The organism is Allobosea sp. 05L423, assembly GCF_056397745.1.
The window spans coordinates 428,065-443,336 of record NZ_JBFTOA010000003.1 but is presented as its reverse complement, the minus strand read 5'-3'; the positions used below and the strand labels follow the sequence as shown (position 1 = coordinate 443,336).

The window sequence follows — 15,272 nt, the reverse complement described above, 5'->3', positions numbered from 1 at the left end:
GGGTATTTGATCTGTGACACGGGGTCCGCCGACCCAAGCGAGTTCACTTACAGAATCCTCCTTCACTGTGAGGGCGGAACAGCGGTCGAGCTTGCCGTTGCCGATTGGACAGAACGGAACATGGCGGTCGTCGGACGCCCCTTGCCGGAGTTCGACCGGGTGGCGTGAACGCCTCCCGGTTACCGAAGAACCGCGCCCCAGAGGTCTTTTGCCGCCAAGCAGCCCCGCATAACAGCGAGGAGCACGCGCTCCGTTGGCGCAATGGCAGTGGTGAAGCCGTCGGCGCGGATGATGGCTGCCCCCTTCGCTCGGTCGCGCTTTGGCGAAGCCTAGCCTTTTCGCTCTTACCGGAACGTCGGCCCAGGACCGGCGCGAACGCTGGTTCCGAGATCGAGCTTTCAGTTCGCGGTACGAACGCGGTGTTCTTGGAGCTTGGCCTGCATCTGCGTGACGAGCCGCAGCAATTCGCTGTGTGACATTGTCATCGTTACATTGTGGTCGCCGACCGTCAGTCTCAGATGAAACTTGGCTTGCGTTACCCCATCAAAACGCGGCTCGTCAGCATCAATCGATGTCGCCATCACCTCATGCTCTCCCTCAAGGCTTGCGGGTATATCGATCAGGACTTCGTCACCGGCGGGGGCGGGCATGTAGGCGATGAGACCGGCTGCCAGCTTTTCAGCCTGAAGCCGATCCAGCAGGAAGACCTGGCTATGCCCGGGTGCGGAGAACTTGAAGGCAACATGCTGCCGACCCGCGGGTGTGATCCACTCGACGTTTTCGATAAGGGCAGCATCGACCGTTGTCAGGTCCAGCATGGTGCCTCCTATGCGGCTTTGCCGTTCAACAAGCGGCGAAAGTGATCGGCCTGCTGATAGAAGCGCTCGGCATCGACCTTGTCGCCTGTCGCTTCGCACCCTTGGGCACGGGTGACGGCACGGTCGTAACGTGCCCGAAGGTCCGAACCCGTCCATCTATCCGTCTGGCTGCGCCTATCGGCATCCCGCGACGTGCGATGATTGAGGTTCATGGTTCCCTCCTCAGCCCATGATCCGCGCGACGATCTTGCGCAGCTCCTCGCGGGAAAGGCCACAAGGTTCGGGTTTCCAGTCCAGCGAGGATTTCGGGGGCAATGGCAGCGAGGCAGATGCGCCAAGGCACTGCGTCGTCGGATGTTCGTATTCTGTTGTGCTTTTCATATCGGTCCAAGGGCGCGCGGCTTGACCGCGCTGCCTGTAAGGCTGCCGGGCGGAATGCCGGCGGCAGCGTGCCGCGAAGCGGCGTTCAATTGTCGAAAGAGTTGGAAAGTCGGGCAACGCGCCTGTAGCGGCGAGGCCAGCCGATTAGCTCGGTCGATGGAGCACCAATAGCGCGCCATTGTGGCCGTTTGAAGTTGCCGGTACCCCGTCAGGGGAAATAATCGGCTGGCACCATGGCAGCGCCATGCAGACAAGACCCGTGCAGGGTCTTCTCAATGGTCTTCATCGCGCCGTCTATCGCCTTGAAGGGGCCGCGCCGCACTTCAACCATCCGTGGAAGCTCGTCGGCTGTCAGGACGATCCAGAACTGGTCGTGAGGGCCGCGTATGATCGAGCAGACCGAACGCTCCAGCAGATCGGTGACACCCCATCGGTTGGATAGACTTGGCCGAACCGTCGTATCATAGCCACCTCCTGTTTCGCGATCAGGGAGAGGTCCGTTTCGTCCGAGCGCTGCCCTTTGCCTTCGGTTGCGTTGCAGCTTCGCGAGTTGCCTCGGCTTCGGCGGCCTCTTTGGCCAGTCGCAGCGCCCGCAATCTTGCAGTGCGCTCGCGGACGGCAGCCTGCTCGATACGCAGCGCTTCCAACACGGTTTCCGCTTCGGCGCGACGTTGCGCGGCCAGCGTGGCCCTGCTCTGTGCCCGCAACTGAGACTGTTCCGGCGAAATCCTGTTACCGGGCATCGGCGAACTCCTTCCCGAACGGACGATGCCGAAGCATCAGCGTCGTTTTCCTGCCGCGCGCTCCCGCATGTATTGAACAGCCTCGAGCAGAACCTTGCGGGGACGCTCCGCTTCGGCCCTCGCCAGTTCAGCCTGGCGGGCCGCTTGGCGAGCAAGCTCCTCCTGGCGCTTCTCTTCGGCGAAGCGCTCGCGTTCAGCCGCAGCCAGGCGCTCCATTTCGGCAAGTCTTGCGGTCTTCTCCGCCTCTCGCTCGGCTCGGGCTTTCGCCACGGCTTCGCGCTCGGTCCGGCGCTGGATCATGACCGGATCATCGGCCCCGGGACGCGCCCTGAAGTGCTCCAGCAGCGCCTTTTTGGCGTTGGCCGAACTGGCCTGGCGGTCGGCGAAATTCTGCGGATTGAAGCTCAAGCCTGAAACCTCGCTTATCGTGCCTGCGCGGGCTGGGCCGGACGAACTGGCCGCTCTGCGCGCTTCGGCGCCGGCAGCAATCCTTCGCGTTGCGCCTGCTTGCGTGCCGCCTTGCGAGCGCGGCGGATGGCTTCAGCCTTTTCGCGGGTGCGCCGCTCGGACGGCTTTTCGTAGGAGCGACGCGCCTTCATCTCGCGGAACACGCCCTCGCGCTGCATCTTCTTCTTGAGAACGCGGAGCGCCTGATCGACGTTGTTATCGCGGACGAGAACCTGCATTCGAACTTCCCTTCTGGTGAAAAAAAGGGCCGGGCTGATCCCGACCCTCCGTGGCCATTCGTCGCTCAATCGAGACGGCGCCGGTACATCCGCGGTCGCCGCATATCTCCATTGCCACGCCGAACGGCGTCTCGGCTCACTCGGCCTGCAGATTATCCGCAGAGACTTTTCCGGAGCGCTTGTCCTGCACCAGCTCGTAAGAGACCTTCTGGCCTTCCCGGAGCGTGCGCAGGCCTGCTCGCTCTACGGCGCTGATATGGACGAAGGCATCCTGCCCACCGTCCTCCGGCTGAATGAAGCCGAAACCCTTATCGGTGTTGAACCATTTGACAGTGCCGCTGGCCATGCTGACCTCCTGTAAAAGCGACCGCCCACACGCCACGGATGCAGCGCATGTCTCGATTTGAGCAGGAAATTCGTCAGCAGAGCGCCATGAGGCGCGGGGCCAATTCGTTCGGCCTAGATCGATTTTTCTAACATGGTACTTGCAGAGCGCATTGTCAAATGACGTAAAATTCTTCTCAGTATTTTTCGAAAATTATTGAGCGACTGAACCGGCAAGTGCCGCCGCTTGTGTAGCCAGCCTCGCGCCGGTCTCGTTCAGCGTGCTAGCCACCTTGAGATTACGCTGGGCTGGTTTCAGGTAGAGGCGAGGTGCGGCCTCAATTCCGCGCAAGCGCCCGCGCCGTCGAGAGCCACGATCAGCCATCGCTGCCACTCCAAGCTGAGCTTGTTGAAGGCGCTCGTCGCCCCTTTGGAATGGACCTTCGGTCCCTCATTGGAGTATCCCGCGCTTCTCCCGATGGATCGACGGAATTGGTCGACGGACGAATGCTGCATGGCGAGGTCATCTAAAGCAGGCGGGACTACCGCCGACGGCGCGGCGCTGCACGCCCCGGCGGCATCTTCCGGCATGGGTGCGAGGTCGTCTGCAATGCCGCCCCCATCCTGGAGACAGCTAACCGACACCCATAACTCTTGGACGAAACCTTGAAATCGATCGCTAAGACGGCATTACAAACACTACACCGGAGTGATATACTTTAATAAATATCAATAATTTATCGCTCGGTAATCCTATTTGAATCTCCTTCTTAGTATTACCAGCCGAAAATCATCCGGGCATTCATCGACCTCGAAACCCTGCTCACGTTCGATTTCGATCGCTTCATGATTTTGGCGGTCTTCGAGCGACTCGAGCACTTTCACTCCCTTCGCCTCGGCAAATTTGGAAACGTGTCTGAGCAATTCCCATCCCACACCCTTATGCTTGTGTTCGCTTCGGACTGAGATCGCCACTTCGCCTCTGTCCAAAGCAGCGTCACAAGCCAACATGCCTGTGGCGATGATCGTCTTTCCGTCTTCGGAAAAGGCTATGAAGGTCTCGGCCTGTCGATGATCGACCTGCAGCATGGCCGCCAGACGATCATGGCCAACCTCCCTGACCGTAGAGAGAAAGCGGAAGCGCAAATCTTCGGGCGTCACATGCTTGAAGAACTCCGCCAGCCCCGCTTCATCTTCGGGACGAGCAGGCCGGACATGAAACCTGAAGCCCGTTCTCGTGGTCAAACTCCGGTTGAGATCGTCGGTCATCATCCGATTCTCCTCCAATCGCCGCGCAATCGCGCGAGCTCCGATTCTCCTCCGAATTCCCTCCCCTGCTTCGTCCTCAGTGCACCATGCTTCGGCCGTAAGAACGTTGGACGGAGTGCCCGGGATTTCGGCGGACCGACAACCCGCTTCATGACCGCTTCCTGCGCGGGCCACGAACAGATCGACGCCATGATCGTTTTCAATCATCCTTGCTGTGGTCAGCTATTCAATACCCGCAGAATCTCTGAAGTTCTTTGCCGTAAATCAAAGTGCGCAGGACAGCGCGATAAAATCGGCCTCCCTTCCTGACGACCCGCTTCCGGGAGCGCAGCAATGATCTCGAGGGCTATCGATACGGTGGTGCAGACAGCTCTTCGCCCGGATGAGTTGGTCTTGATGCAATCCTGGTGGCGGGCCGCGAACTACCTCTCCGTGGCGCAGATTTATTTGCTGGACAATCCGCTGCTGCGGGAGCCGCTGCGGATCGAGCACGTCAAGCCACGGCTGCTCGGCCATTGGGGGACGACGCCAGGGCTGAACTTCATCTATCTCCATCTCAACCGCATCATCAGGGCGCGGGACCTCGATATCCTCTACATCGCCGGGCCTGGCCATGGTGCGCCGGGCGTGGTGGCGAGCACCTATCTCGAAGGAACCTATAGCGAGCTCTATCCGGACATATCGCAAGACGAGGAGGGCTTGCGGCGCTTCGTGCGGCAGTTCTCTTTCCCCGGCGGCATTCCGAGCCATGCCGCACCCGAAACGCCCGGTTCCATCCATGAGGGCGGCGAACTCGGTTACAGCCTCGCGCATGCCTTCGGAGCGGTGCTCGACAATCCCGACTTGATCGCCGCCTGCGTCATCGGCGACGGCGAGGCCGAGACGGGGCCGCTCGCCGCGTCCTGGCACTCAAACAAGTTCCTCAACCCGGCGGCGGACGGCGCTGTTTTGCCGATCCTGCATCTGAACGGCTACAAGATCGCCAATCCGACCCTACTGGCGCGCATCGCCTCGGACGAGCTCGACGCACTGCTGCACGGCTACGGCTACGATCCGCTCTTCGTCGAGGGCGAGGAGCCGGAGGCAATGCACGCGGCGATGGCGGCAGCCCTCGACACGGCATTTGCCGGAATCGCGGCGATCCAAAAGGACGCGCGCGAAGGGTCTGGAAGCGGCTATCCGCGCTGGCCGGTGATCGTACTGCGCAGCCCCAAGGGCTGGACCGGGCCGAAGACCGTCGACGGCCTGAAGACCGAGGGATTCTGGCGCTCTCACCAGGTGCCGTTCAGCGACATGTCAAAGCCCGGGCGGCTGCAACTGCTCGACGACTGGCTGCGCAGTTACCGCCCCGAAGAGCTGTTCGACGAAGCCGGGCGGCTGCATGCCGCGATCGCTGCGCTGGCGCCCTCTGGCGAGAAGCGAATGAGCGCCAACCCGCATGCAAATGGCGGCGCGCTGCGCCGCCCCCTCAGGATACCCGACTACACCCGCCACGCCGTGCCCTTGGAAAATCCCGGAGACGGTAAGGCGGAGGCGACCCGCGTCATGGGCAGCTTCCTGCGCGACGTCATGAAGGCCAACGAAACCAGCCGGAACTTCCGGGTCTTCGGTCCGGACGAAACGGCGTCGAACCGCCTGCAGGCCCTCTTCGAGGTAACGGACAGAGCCTGGCAGGCGGCGACGATTCCCGAGGACGAGCATCTCGCACCGGGCGGGCGCGTGACGGAGGTCCTGAGCGAGCATCTCTGTCAGGGCTGGCTCGAAGGCTACCTCCTGACCGGCCGCCACGGCCTCTTCTCCTGCTACGAGGCCTTCATCCACATCGTCGATTCGATGTTCAACCAGCATGCGAAATGGCTGAAGACGGCCAAGGAAGTGCCTTGGCGGCGGCCGATCGCCTCTCTGAACTACCTTCTTACCTCTCATGTCTGGCAACAGGACCATAACGGCTTCAGCCATCAGGACCCCGGCTTCATCGATCACGTGGTGAACAAGAAGGCCGATATCGTGCGGGTTTATCTGCCGCCGGATGCCAATACGCTGCTCCACGTCACCGACCATTGCCTGCGGAGTTGGAACCGGATCAACGTCATCGTCGCCGGCAAGGCGCCCTCGCCGCAATGGCTCGACATGGATGCGGCGATCAAGCACTGCACCCAGGGCATCGGTATCTGGGACTGGGCCAGCAACGACCGTAACGGAGAGCCCGACGTGGTGATGGCCTGCGCAGGCGACGTGCCGACTCTGGAGACGCTGGCGGCGGTGACGCTGCTGCGCGACCATCTCCCCGATCTGAAAGTTCGGGTCGTCAACGTCGTCGACTTGATGACGCTGCAGCCGAAGACCCAGCATCCCCACGGGCTGACCGATCCCGATTTCGATGCACTGTTCACCACCGACAAGCCGGTGATCTTCGCCTATCACGGCTACCCCTGGCTCATCCACCGGCTCGCCTACAAACGGACGAACCACGCCAACATGCATGTGCGCGGCTATGAGGAGGAAGGCTCGACGACGACGACCTTCGACATGGTCGTGCGCAACCGGCTCGACCGCTTCCACCTTGTCGGCGATGTCATCGACCGGGTACCGGGGCTGGGATCGCGCGCCGCCTACGCCAAGCAGGCGATCCGCTACAAGCTGATCGAACATGGGCGCTACATCCGCGAGCACGGCATTGATATGCCAGAGGTGCGCGACTGGCGCTGGACCGCGACGGCGTGACTGATGACCTCCGCGCCTTCGGCAATGGATCATTGAAGCTGACTGGGATGGCGCCGGCGCAGCACGGTGCATAACGTTGCCGGGGCCTCTCGCGGATGAAACGGCCTCGCGATTGGCATCATCCGCGCCGATTTCCAATCCGACGATCCCGCCTGCAGCGTCGCCCCCCCTGTCAGCAGGCATTGCGGGAGATCGGCTCAGCCATGGCGCGCCGTACCGGTTGGGCCACAAGCCGGATGTTACAATCGGTGACAATTTTCCACACATGCGAACAAGCAGACCGTAGCAGCGCCATGCGACGCCGCTTTCCTCCCTTCCGTGAGTTTGGTGCGGAGGACAGAGCTATGCTTGCTGCGAATGCGGTCTCTCAAATTCCTGCCCGGCTCCCGGTGGTCGCGAACGATCAATCGGCACCGGGTCTGCTGGGACTCTTCAGCCCGCGGCCGCTGGAAACATTCGGGCGTGGCGAGACGATCTTTCGGGACGGCGATCCGGCTACGCATGTCTTCAAGATCGTGGCCGGGATCGTCCGCATCGCAAAGATCCTCAGCGACGGCAGCCGCGTCATCACCGGCTTCTTCTACCCCGGCGACATCTTCGGCATTTCCCCCGATGAGCACTATCTCGGCGATGCCGAGGCCGTCAGCACAGTGAAACTGCGCCGGCTGAACCGGAATCGCTTTCGGCAGGCGGTCGATAGCTCCGAACAACTGCGCCCCCAATTCGTCAATTGGCTCTGCCGGGAGATGGCCAACGCACAGGCGAGAACGGTGTTGCTCGCCCGCAAGAATGCCGAAGAGCGCGTTTGCGATCTCCTGCTCGCGCTTGCGCGCCGAGCTGGCGACGAAAGCGAGCCCGCCAAGGTGATCGACATCCCGATGAGCCGCGTGGACATGGCAGATTACCTCGGCCTGACGATTGAAACGGTATCGAGGACGATGACGAACTTGATCAATCGAGGCGTCATTCGGTCATTCGCACGCTACCGTTTCGTCATTTGCAAGCCGGCGCTCCTGAGAAGCCTTGTCGATGGCAGCGACGAATACGATATCTGAACGGCACTTCTCCCGGCCGGCAGGCCATGCGACCGCATTGACGGGTGGCGGGTGACGGTAGCGCGCGGGCCAATTGCTATCAGCCAGCAAAGCCTGGACGAGATCGTTCAGGTTCTCGATGATGCGAACAGCGTCGTCTATGACTTCGACGGCAAGATTATCCGTTGGAGTGGAGGCTGCGAAGACCTCTACGGCTGGAGCGCGCAGGAAGCGCTAGATCAGGACGTCGGCCGCCTCCTCAAGACAGAATTTCCGCAACCCTTCGACGAAATCCTCACGGACCTGCGGCGTGACGGCACCTGGAAAGGCGAGCTGACGCAAAGTCACAGGGATGGACGCCCTATATTTGTGGTCAGCCGCTGGGTGGTTGTCACCAGGCAGGCTCCCGACGATCAGGTCGTCCTGGCGACGAATATCGACATCGGCAATCTGAAATATGCACAGGCCGACCTCGCCGCTCGCCAATCGCACCTGCTCTCGATCCTTGAGACCGTGCCGGAAGCGATGGTGGTGATCGACGAAGCCGGCATCATGATCTCGTTCAGCAAGGCCGCGGAGAGGCTATTTGGCTATTCCGCCGACGAAGTCTGCGGTCGGAACGTCAAGATTCTCATGCCCAATCCATATTGTGACCGGCATGACGGATGCATCGGCCGCTATCTGACGACGGGCGAGCGGCGCATCATCGGGGTCGGGCGCGTCGTAGCCGGAAAGCGCAAGGACGGCACGACCTTTCCGATGGAACTGGCGGTTGGGGAGGCCGCGGCTAACGGCAAGCGCATCTTTACCGGATTTATCCGCGATCTGACCAGTCGGCACCGGATGGAAGAGGAACTGCGCCAATCTCAGAAGATGGAGGCGATTGGGCAGCTCACCGGTGGAATCGCACATGATTTCAATAATCTGCTGACGGTCATCAGCGGCAACCTCGAGATGATCGAAAGACGCCTCGAAGACAGGCGGCTCCGGGATTTGTTGCGGGAGGCGCAGGACGCGGCCGATGACGGCGCCAAGCTTACCGGGCAGCTTCTCGCCTTCGGCAGGCGGCAAGCGCTCAACGCGAAGCTGACAGATATCGGACAGCTCGTCTCGAACTTCGCCGAGCTGCTCCGCAGAACGCTTGGCGAAACGATCGATTTGCAGACCGTCGTCACAGGCCAAGCGCTCTTGGCACTTGTCGATACGACGCAACTGCAGAACGCCCTGCTGAACCTCGTGCTGAATGCGCGTGATGCCATGCCGCGCGGCGGCCGGCTCAAGGTCGAGGTTTCGCGCATCCGTCTCGATGCCGACTATGCCCGGATGTATCCGCAGACGCGCCTTGGAAACTACGTGCTCGTCAGCGTCTCCGATACCGGCGCCGGGATGAGCGAAGAGGTCAAACAACGAGCATTCGAGCCGTTCTTCACGACGAAAGGTGTCGGCGCCGGCACCGGGCTCGGTCTGAGCATGGTCTATGGCTTCGCCATGCAATCCGGCGGCCATGTCCGGCTCGACAGCGAGCCCGGCGGGGGAACGACCATACGGCTGTTTCTTCCGACAGCCAGTCCGGATGTCACTGCCGGCCGTAGCGATGCCGATCCGTCCGCCCCCGCGGCCAAGCCACGCGCGGCGGAATGCATTCTTGTGGTTGAGGACGATGCGCGCGTAAGGCGGGTCGTCGTTGCCCGCCTCGAAGAGGAAGGATATCGCGTCATCCAGGCTGTCGATGGCAACAGCGCGCTTTCCCTGATCGCTTCCCACCCCGAAGTCCGGCTGCTCTTCACCGATATCATCATGCCCGGCGGAATGTCCGGCGATGAACTCGCCAGAGAAGCGCGTCTCCTGCGCCCTGAGCTGAAGATCCTCTTCACCTCCGGATATGCGGAGCCCAGACTCGCCGGACGGGAATTGGCCGAAGGGAGCTGGCTGAAGAAGCCATATACATCAAAGGAACTGGCAGCGCGCTTGCGCATGCTCCTCGATTGAAAGTCTCCTGATCGAGAACATGAAGACGAATACAGTAGGGACCAGCAGCAAGGTCGCGAAGATTGCATGGACCACCGCCGTCATCCTCGACAAGGTGACAAGGATCCAGTTCGCGGATCGGGAGCCGGCATCCTGCGGGCACCCGATCCCCCGGCCGCAGTTTGAGACGGTCAATTTCGCTGCAGACGCTGTTTGTTGCGCTGGATCAATGTGAGACGGGGCATCAGGGGGAAAGCTTGGATCGAGCGACGTCAGCGTACCCAACCGGGAGGACGAGCCATGAACCTACGCATTCCCCATAACGGCTGGGTGGTCGTGTGTGACGCTCGCAAGGCGATGTTTCTCCGAAACGAAGGAGATGCAAACATGCCCAAGCTGAAGGTCGAGCAGGTCAAGCAAGCTGCCGTCAATCCACCTAGCTCCGAGCAAGGCACGGATCGACCCGGTCGTATGCAAAATGCCATTGCGCCCACCAGCGCAACCGAGGGAACCGATTGGCATGAACTGGCTGAGAAGCAGTTCGCGCGCGACACGGTCGCGGCCCTCAAGCTCGTGAATCGAGCCGGCCGCCCGGGTGACATCGTGCTCGTGGCGCCGCCGCGTATACTCGCGGTAATCAGGCAAAATCTCGACGATGACTTGCGCTCCCGCATCCTCGCAGAAGTCGACAAGGATCTGACGAAGCATCCGACCCACGAAATTGGAAGGTTGCTGACGGGCGCATAGAATCGACGGCCCCTCAGGCGCCAGACGAATTTGTTCTGCCGCATTTCATTGCATGGGCAGCCCAGTCAGCGAATACGACCGCGATGCTGGGATCTTTCGGCGCGGTCAACTCGGCACCACCCGCATGCAACCCGGATGGCCGAGCAGGGTGCGGAGATCTTCAGGGGCGAGCGGCCCGGCTATGTTTATGGTCGCTCCAAGAACCCGACCCAGACCATCCTCGAGGAACGGATGGCGAGCCTGGAAGGCGCCGAGGCCGGCATGACCATGCCATCGTCAGCCGGGAGGACCGATTGAAGCAAGGCATCGGCGACGGGCTCCTGCGTCGTTCGATTGGGCTGGAGAGCGCGGACGACATCCTCGACGATCTCACCGGAGCGCCCGACGCGCTCTAGGCCGACGCGATTCCGGCGGCCCCGAGCCGAGGCCCACCGCTTCGAAGCGAGCAAATTTCATCCATCACGTTCGCCACTCTCGAAAATACAAAACACTCAACCACTCTCAATAGAGGTAAATATACTTATTTTATAATCTGCATTGATTGCGCGACATGCGCGGATACCAATGTCATTGGCGAACCTTCTTGCTGAACAACATTCGCTGGAATTGTACCATGCCTGAGCTGATCGTGCGATCGCGTCCCTCAACCCGAAGGCGGAGGCTCTGCTCGAAGGTCTCATCGCCGAGTATGATGGCCGATACGATATCAACAGCAGGCCGGGCGGGGCGCGTTCGGAAATCCTGCGCTATCCACCAGAGGCTTTCGCCCCGCCGCTCGGGGGATTTCCTGCTGCTGGGTGAAGGCCGGGCAGGAAGCCAAGATTGCGGCACGCTGGCTGCACACCGCGCCGCGGCAGCCCGAGGCGCAGATGGCACGCTCCCGCTCTGCCGCTCGAGACCGGCCCCAGGGAGTCTGCCTGCGGACCGTCTCTTGAAGGCTGAGCGCGTCGCGACGGCCTCATCCCCTCCCGAAAGCACATCATGGCACCGAGAAACGATCATTTCGCAGCTCTGGTCGGCAACACCCCGTTGCTCGCGCTAGGGCGCTTTGCCGAAGCGCTGAAGCTCGGCTCGCGCATCCTTGCCAAGATCGAGTATCTGAACCCCGCCGGTAGCATCAAGGACCGGACGGCCTGGGGCATCATCCGGGAGGCTGAAGAGAGCGGCGACCTGAAGCCGGGCCAGCGCATCGTCGATCTCACCAGCGGGAACACCGGCATCGGCCTTGCTGCCCTGGCAGCGGCGCGTGGCTATCGCTCGAAATTCTACCTTCGGAACACGATCAGCGAAGACAAGATCAAGCTCCTTCAGCACTACGGCGCCGAAGTCGTCCTGATCGACAACAGCGAATTCCTCGAGGCGGGCGCGATCCACACGATCATCGACCGGGTGCGGCGCGAGAACCCCGGCGCCTACTACACCAACCAGCGGGCAAACCCGGCCAATCCGCGCGTCCACTTCGAAACGACCGGCCCCGAGATCTGGCGCGAGACGAAGGGCGAGGTCGACATCTTCGTGGCAGCGGTCGGCACCGGCGGCACGATCTCCGGAACGGGTCGCTTCCTGAAGGCGCAGAAGCCCGGCGTGAAGGTCGTCGTGGTCGAGCCCGGCCCGGCCTCGGTTCCCTCCCCAGAAGTGCCCTATCCCGACAGCATCGAGGGCGTCCACAAGGTGACCGACGTCGACGCCGGCTACCTGCCGGAGAACTTCGACGCTGCCGTGGTCGACGAGGTGATCGTGACCGAGACGGCCCAGGCCCGCGAACTCGCCCGGAGATTGGCGCAGGAGGAAGGCATCCTCGCCGGAACGTCGTCGGGCGCCGTGCTGTTCGCAGCCTCGGCGCTCGCCCGGCGCCCCGAGAACCTCGGCAAGACGATCGTCACCATCATTGCCGATAGCGGCGAACGCTATCTCAGCCCGCCCAAACTCGGCCCCAGCGCCGCGCAGAAGCAAGCAGGCTCCTCATCGTGTCTGGATGTCGCCGCGACCGCCTGAGACAGCTTCTGGTAGATTTGATGGCGATTTAGCAATATCGGAACGATTCAAGACACTGAGAAGGCCAAGCAAAATGCCGGACCCGCTCCGTACTTCGTGTTCGCGAAATCTTGCAGATGATCGCTGCCAAGCGTGAAGGCGCGACTCTGACGGAGCTTTAACGCCACTTTTTTCAGCGGTATTCTGCGCTTGCAGCGCTGCACCTCGTCCCGCGCCCTTTTTGTAGCACCGGGCGTCGGAGTTCGAGCGAATTATCGGCCCCAAGCCGCTGCAGCCGTTCGAACCGCCTAGGATGGCGACTCTCGAGGCACACGGAGCCTTAATGCGAGAGTTACCATTCTCCGCCACATTCAACGGACCCGGGCGTCGCGCCTTGGGTCTCAATTGGACAAAAGTTCGCGCCAGTGAAGACGGATGCTGCAAGGCCGGCTGGCCAGTTCCTGGCGCCCGACATGCGCGAAACCATCGGGAGACGCGCCCGCCTGACGGCATGGAGCGGCATGGTCGCGGCCGCCATCATTGCCGTGACTGCCGGCTTTGCGCTCTGGCAGGGCCGCCAGACTGCAATCGACATATCGCGGCAGCAACTCAGTACACTCGCGGCGCTGCTCTCCGAACAGACTCACCAGACGCTCGCGACTGCGGATCTGGCGTTGCGCGGCTGGTCCGAAGCCGGCAGTGGGGCCGATATCGCCTCGCCGGACGATTTTCGCGCGAAGTTCGGCACGCGCCAGCATTTCGAAGCCTTGATTGAGCGCTCCCGAGCTATCCCGCAGATCGCAGCGGTGACGATCGTCGACATCCAAGGCGAAGTCGTCAACTCGACACGGTCCTTCCCGCCGCCCCCAGCCAGCCTGAAGGACAGGGAATCGTTCCTGGCCCGTATGGCCGATCCTGCGCTTGCGCTGCATTTGGCCGCGCCCGCCCCCGGCGCAGCAGGAAGGACGATGGACCTGTCCCGCAAGATCAAGAACAGGAGCGGGGCCGTGGTCGGCCTCGCCATGATCGAAATCGAGACGGGCTTCGTAAATGCCCTCTACGACAAAGCGCGGATCGATGCGCTCGTCCATGTCGCGTTGTTTCGCCGCGATGGTGTTTTGCTTGCCAGCCTGCCGAACAATGACGACGCCGGCGCTCCCCCGCTCACCGGCCGTTCCGCCCTGTTCCGCGACCTGCCCGAGGCGGCCGAATCCGCCGGCGCCATGTTCGTCGGAACCCACATTGCCGGCCCCCAAGACAGCGAGGAGGGGCTGATTTCGGTGCAGGCTGTTCGCGATTACCCGCTCCAGATCAGTATCGCGGCGCCCGGAGAGCTGGTCTTTCATTACTGGAGGAAACGCGCGCTGATCCTCGGCGGCATCGTCGCCTTCTTCGTCGTCATGATCGGCCTCCTGACCTTCTGGATCGCCAAACTGCTGCGGCAGCACGGCGTCATGCTTTCCGAGCTTGCGGCTTCCGAAAAGGCCGCCTCCGACCAGATGCAGGAGCTGCAGATCCGCGATGCACGCGAGGCGTTGCTGCGGCGCGACGCCGCCATGAAATCCCGCGTGACGGCCTTCGACGCGCAATTGTGCAGCTCGCTCGACCGGCTCGGCCAGATGATCGAAAGTGTGGCGAGCCTGTCCGAGAGCATGACGGCGGCGGCCGGGCACGCCCGCGAAGGCAGCGAGCGGGCCGAGGTCGCTTCCAGCCGTGCCGCCGACCATGTCGCCAGCGTGGCTGCGGATGCCGAGAGCATTTCCAGCGCCGGACACGAGATCGCGGCGCGCGTGGCGGCCTCGGTCAGCACCGCCGCCGACGTGATCGCAGAAGCCGACCGGACCGACCTCGCCATCGCGCAACTGGCGGAAGCGACGAACCAGATCGACAACGTCTCGGCGCTGATCAGAGAGATCGCCAGCCAAACCAATCTGTTGGCGCTCAACGCCACGATCGAGGCCGCCCGCGCCGGCCAGGCCGGCCGTGGCTTTTCGGTCGTTGCCTCCGAGGTCAAGTCGCTGTCCGCGCAGACGAGCGGCGCGACCAGCGAGATCGGTCGCCAGATCGAGGCGATCCAGTTGGCGAGCCAGCGCTGCATCGAGGCGCTCCAGAGCATCCGGAACCGGATGCTGGACGCGCAGACGATCGGCCAGGGCGTCTCCGACGGGATAGCCAGGCAGAGCCGCTCGACCGCCCAGATCGCGGCCACCATCCGGGCGGCGGCAGACGATGCGCAGGGTGTTCTATCCAGCGCCAGTGCCGTGCGCCAGGCGGCCGACTTGTCCAACACCAGCGCAATCGACGTGATGGCACTGGCTCGCGACCTCGACGGCGAAGCACGCAGGATCAGAAGCAAGGTCAGCGAGTTCTTCGGGACGCTCGACGCCGCTTAGCCGTGCCCCGCCCCCTGCCGTACTGACTACCCTCACTTATGTCTTGGGGCGGCAGGAGGATCGCAATGGCGCGACAGCCGGAAACATGCCGGGCGGAACGTCGGCGCGGCCGGCGCATTTCGTGTTGGTGATGCGCCGGCCTCGGCGGAGCCAGCCGCCCACCGGAGCAGCCGGGAGCCTGTGGCACTTCAGCAAAGGAAGTGAAAGTGAT

General features: G+C 62.4%; 14 protein-coding genes. 7 read left to right on the top strand and 7 right to left on the bottom strand.

The window, feature by feature from the left end; all coding sequences use genetic code 11:
- Positions 1-398: 398 nt before the first annotated feature.
- The 7 genes from AC1DNE_RS10175 to AC1DNE_RS10145 all read right to left on the bottom strand — a co-directional run bounded on the left by AC1DNE_RS10175 (position 399) and on the right by AC1DNE_RS10145 (position 4,221).
- A complete protein-coding gene (locus tag AC1DNE_RS10175; RefSeq protein WP_441468572.1) occupies positions 399-818 on the bottom strand; it encodes a hypothetical protein in 420 nt (139 codons plus the stop codon).
- Positions 819-826: 8 nt separating this feature from the next.
- Positions 827-1,030, bottom strand: a complete 204-nt coding sequence (locus AC1DNE_RS10170; RefSeq protein WP_441468573.1) for a DUF4167 domain-containing protein — start codon at positions 1,028-1,030, stop codon at positions 827-829.
- A 654-nt stretch (positions 1,031-1,684) separates the two neighbouring features.
- Positions 1,685-1,942: a transcriptional regulator gene (locus AC1DNE_RS10165; RefSeq protein ID WP_441468574.1), complete on the bottom strand. Its 258-nt coding sequence runs from the start codon at positions 1,940-1,942 to the stop codon at positions 1,685-1,687.
- Positions 1,943-1,978: 36 nt separating this feature from the next.
- Complete coding sequence (locus AC1DNE_RS10160; RefSeq protein ID WP_441468575.1) at positions 1,979-2,350, bottom strand: DUF6481 family protein; 372 nt, start codon at positions 2,348-2,350, stop codon at positions 1,979-1,981.
- A gap of 14 nt (positions 2,351-2,364) precedes the next feature.
- Positions 2,365-2,628, bottom strand: a complete 264-nt coding sequence (rpsU, locus tag AC1DNE_RS10155; RefSeq protein ID WP_441468959.1) for a 30S ribosomal protein S21 — start codon at positions 2,626-2,628, stop codon at positions 2,365-2,367.
- Positions 2,629-2,764: 136 nt separating this feature from the next.
- Positions 2,765-2,974: a cold-shock protein gene (locus AC1DNE_RS10150; RefSeq protein WP_441468576.1), complete on the bottom strand. Its 210-nt coding sequence runs from the start codon at positions 2,972-2,974 to the stop codon at positions 2,765-2,767.
- Positions 2,975-3,705: 731 nt separating this feature from the next.
- Positions 3,706-4,221, bottom strand: coding sequence for a GNAT family N-acetyltransferase (locus AC1DNE_RS10145; protein ID WP_441468577.1), 516 nt, complete (start codon positions 4,219-4,221; stop codon positions 3,706-3,708).
- A gap of 333 nt (positions 4,222-4,554) precedes the next feature.
- On the opposite strand from AC1DNE_RS10145, the gene AC1DNE_RS10140 reads away from it, so the two are divergent.
- The 7 genes from AC1DNE_RS10140 (at position 4,555) to AC1DNE_RS10110 (ending at position 15,061) form a co-directional block, all read left to right on the top strand.
- Positions 4,555-6,945 carry a phosphoketolase family protein gene (locus AC1DNE_RS10140; RefSeq protein WP_476766600.1) on the top strand — a complete coding sequence of 797 codons (2,391 nt, stop codon included), beginning with the start codon at positions 4,555-4,557 and terminating at the stop codon, positions 6,943-6,945.
- 203 nt (positions 6,946-7,148) lie between these two features.
- Positions 7,149-8,000: a helix-turn-helix domain-containing protein gene (locus AC1DNE_RS10135; RefSeq protein WP_476766599.1), complete on the top strand. Its 852-nt coding sequence runs from the start codon at positions 7,149-7,151 to the stop codon at positions 7,998-8,000.
- A gap of 51 nt (positions 8,001-8,051) precedes the next feature.
- A complete protein-coding gene (locus AC1DNE_RS10130; protein ID WP_441468580.1) occupies positions 8,052-9,968 on the top strand; it encodes a hybrid sensor histidine kinase/response regulator in 1,917 nt (638 codons plus the stop codon).
- 279 nt (positions 9,969-10,247) lie between these two features.
- The gene (locus AC1DNE_RS10125) at positions 10,248-10,694 is read left to right on the top strand and encodes a host attachment protein (protein WP_441468581.1); all 447 of its coding nucleotides are present in this window, start codon (positions 10,248-10,250) and stop codon (positions 10,692-10,694) included.
- 135 nt (positions 10,695-10,829) lie between these two features.
- Positions 10,830-10,991: a PLP-dependent transferase gene (locus AC1DNE_RS10120; protein WP_441468582.1), complete on the top strand. Its 162-nt coding sequence runs from the start codon at positions 10,830-10,832 to the stop codon at positions 10,989-10,991.
- 684 nt (positions 10,992-11,675) lie between these two features.
- Positions 11,676-12,689, top strand: coding sequence for a PLP-dependent cysteine synthase family protein (locus AC1DNE_RS10115; protein WP_476766598.1), 1,014 nt, complete (start codon positions 11,676-11,678; stop codon positions 12,687-12,689).
- A 452-nt stretch (positions 12,690-13,141) separates the two neighbouring features.
- Positions 13,142-15,061: a methyl-accepting chemotaxis protein gene (locus AC1DNE_RS10110; RefSeq protein ID WP_441468584.1), complete on the top strand. Its 1,920-nt coding sequence runs from the start codon at positions 13,142-13,144 to the stop codon at positions 15,059-15,061.
- Positions 15,062-15,272: the final 211 nt, after the last annotated feature.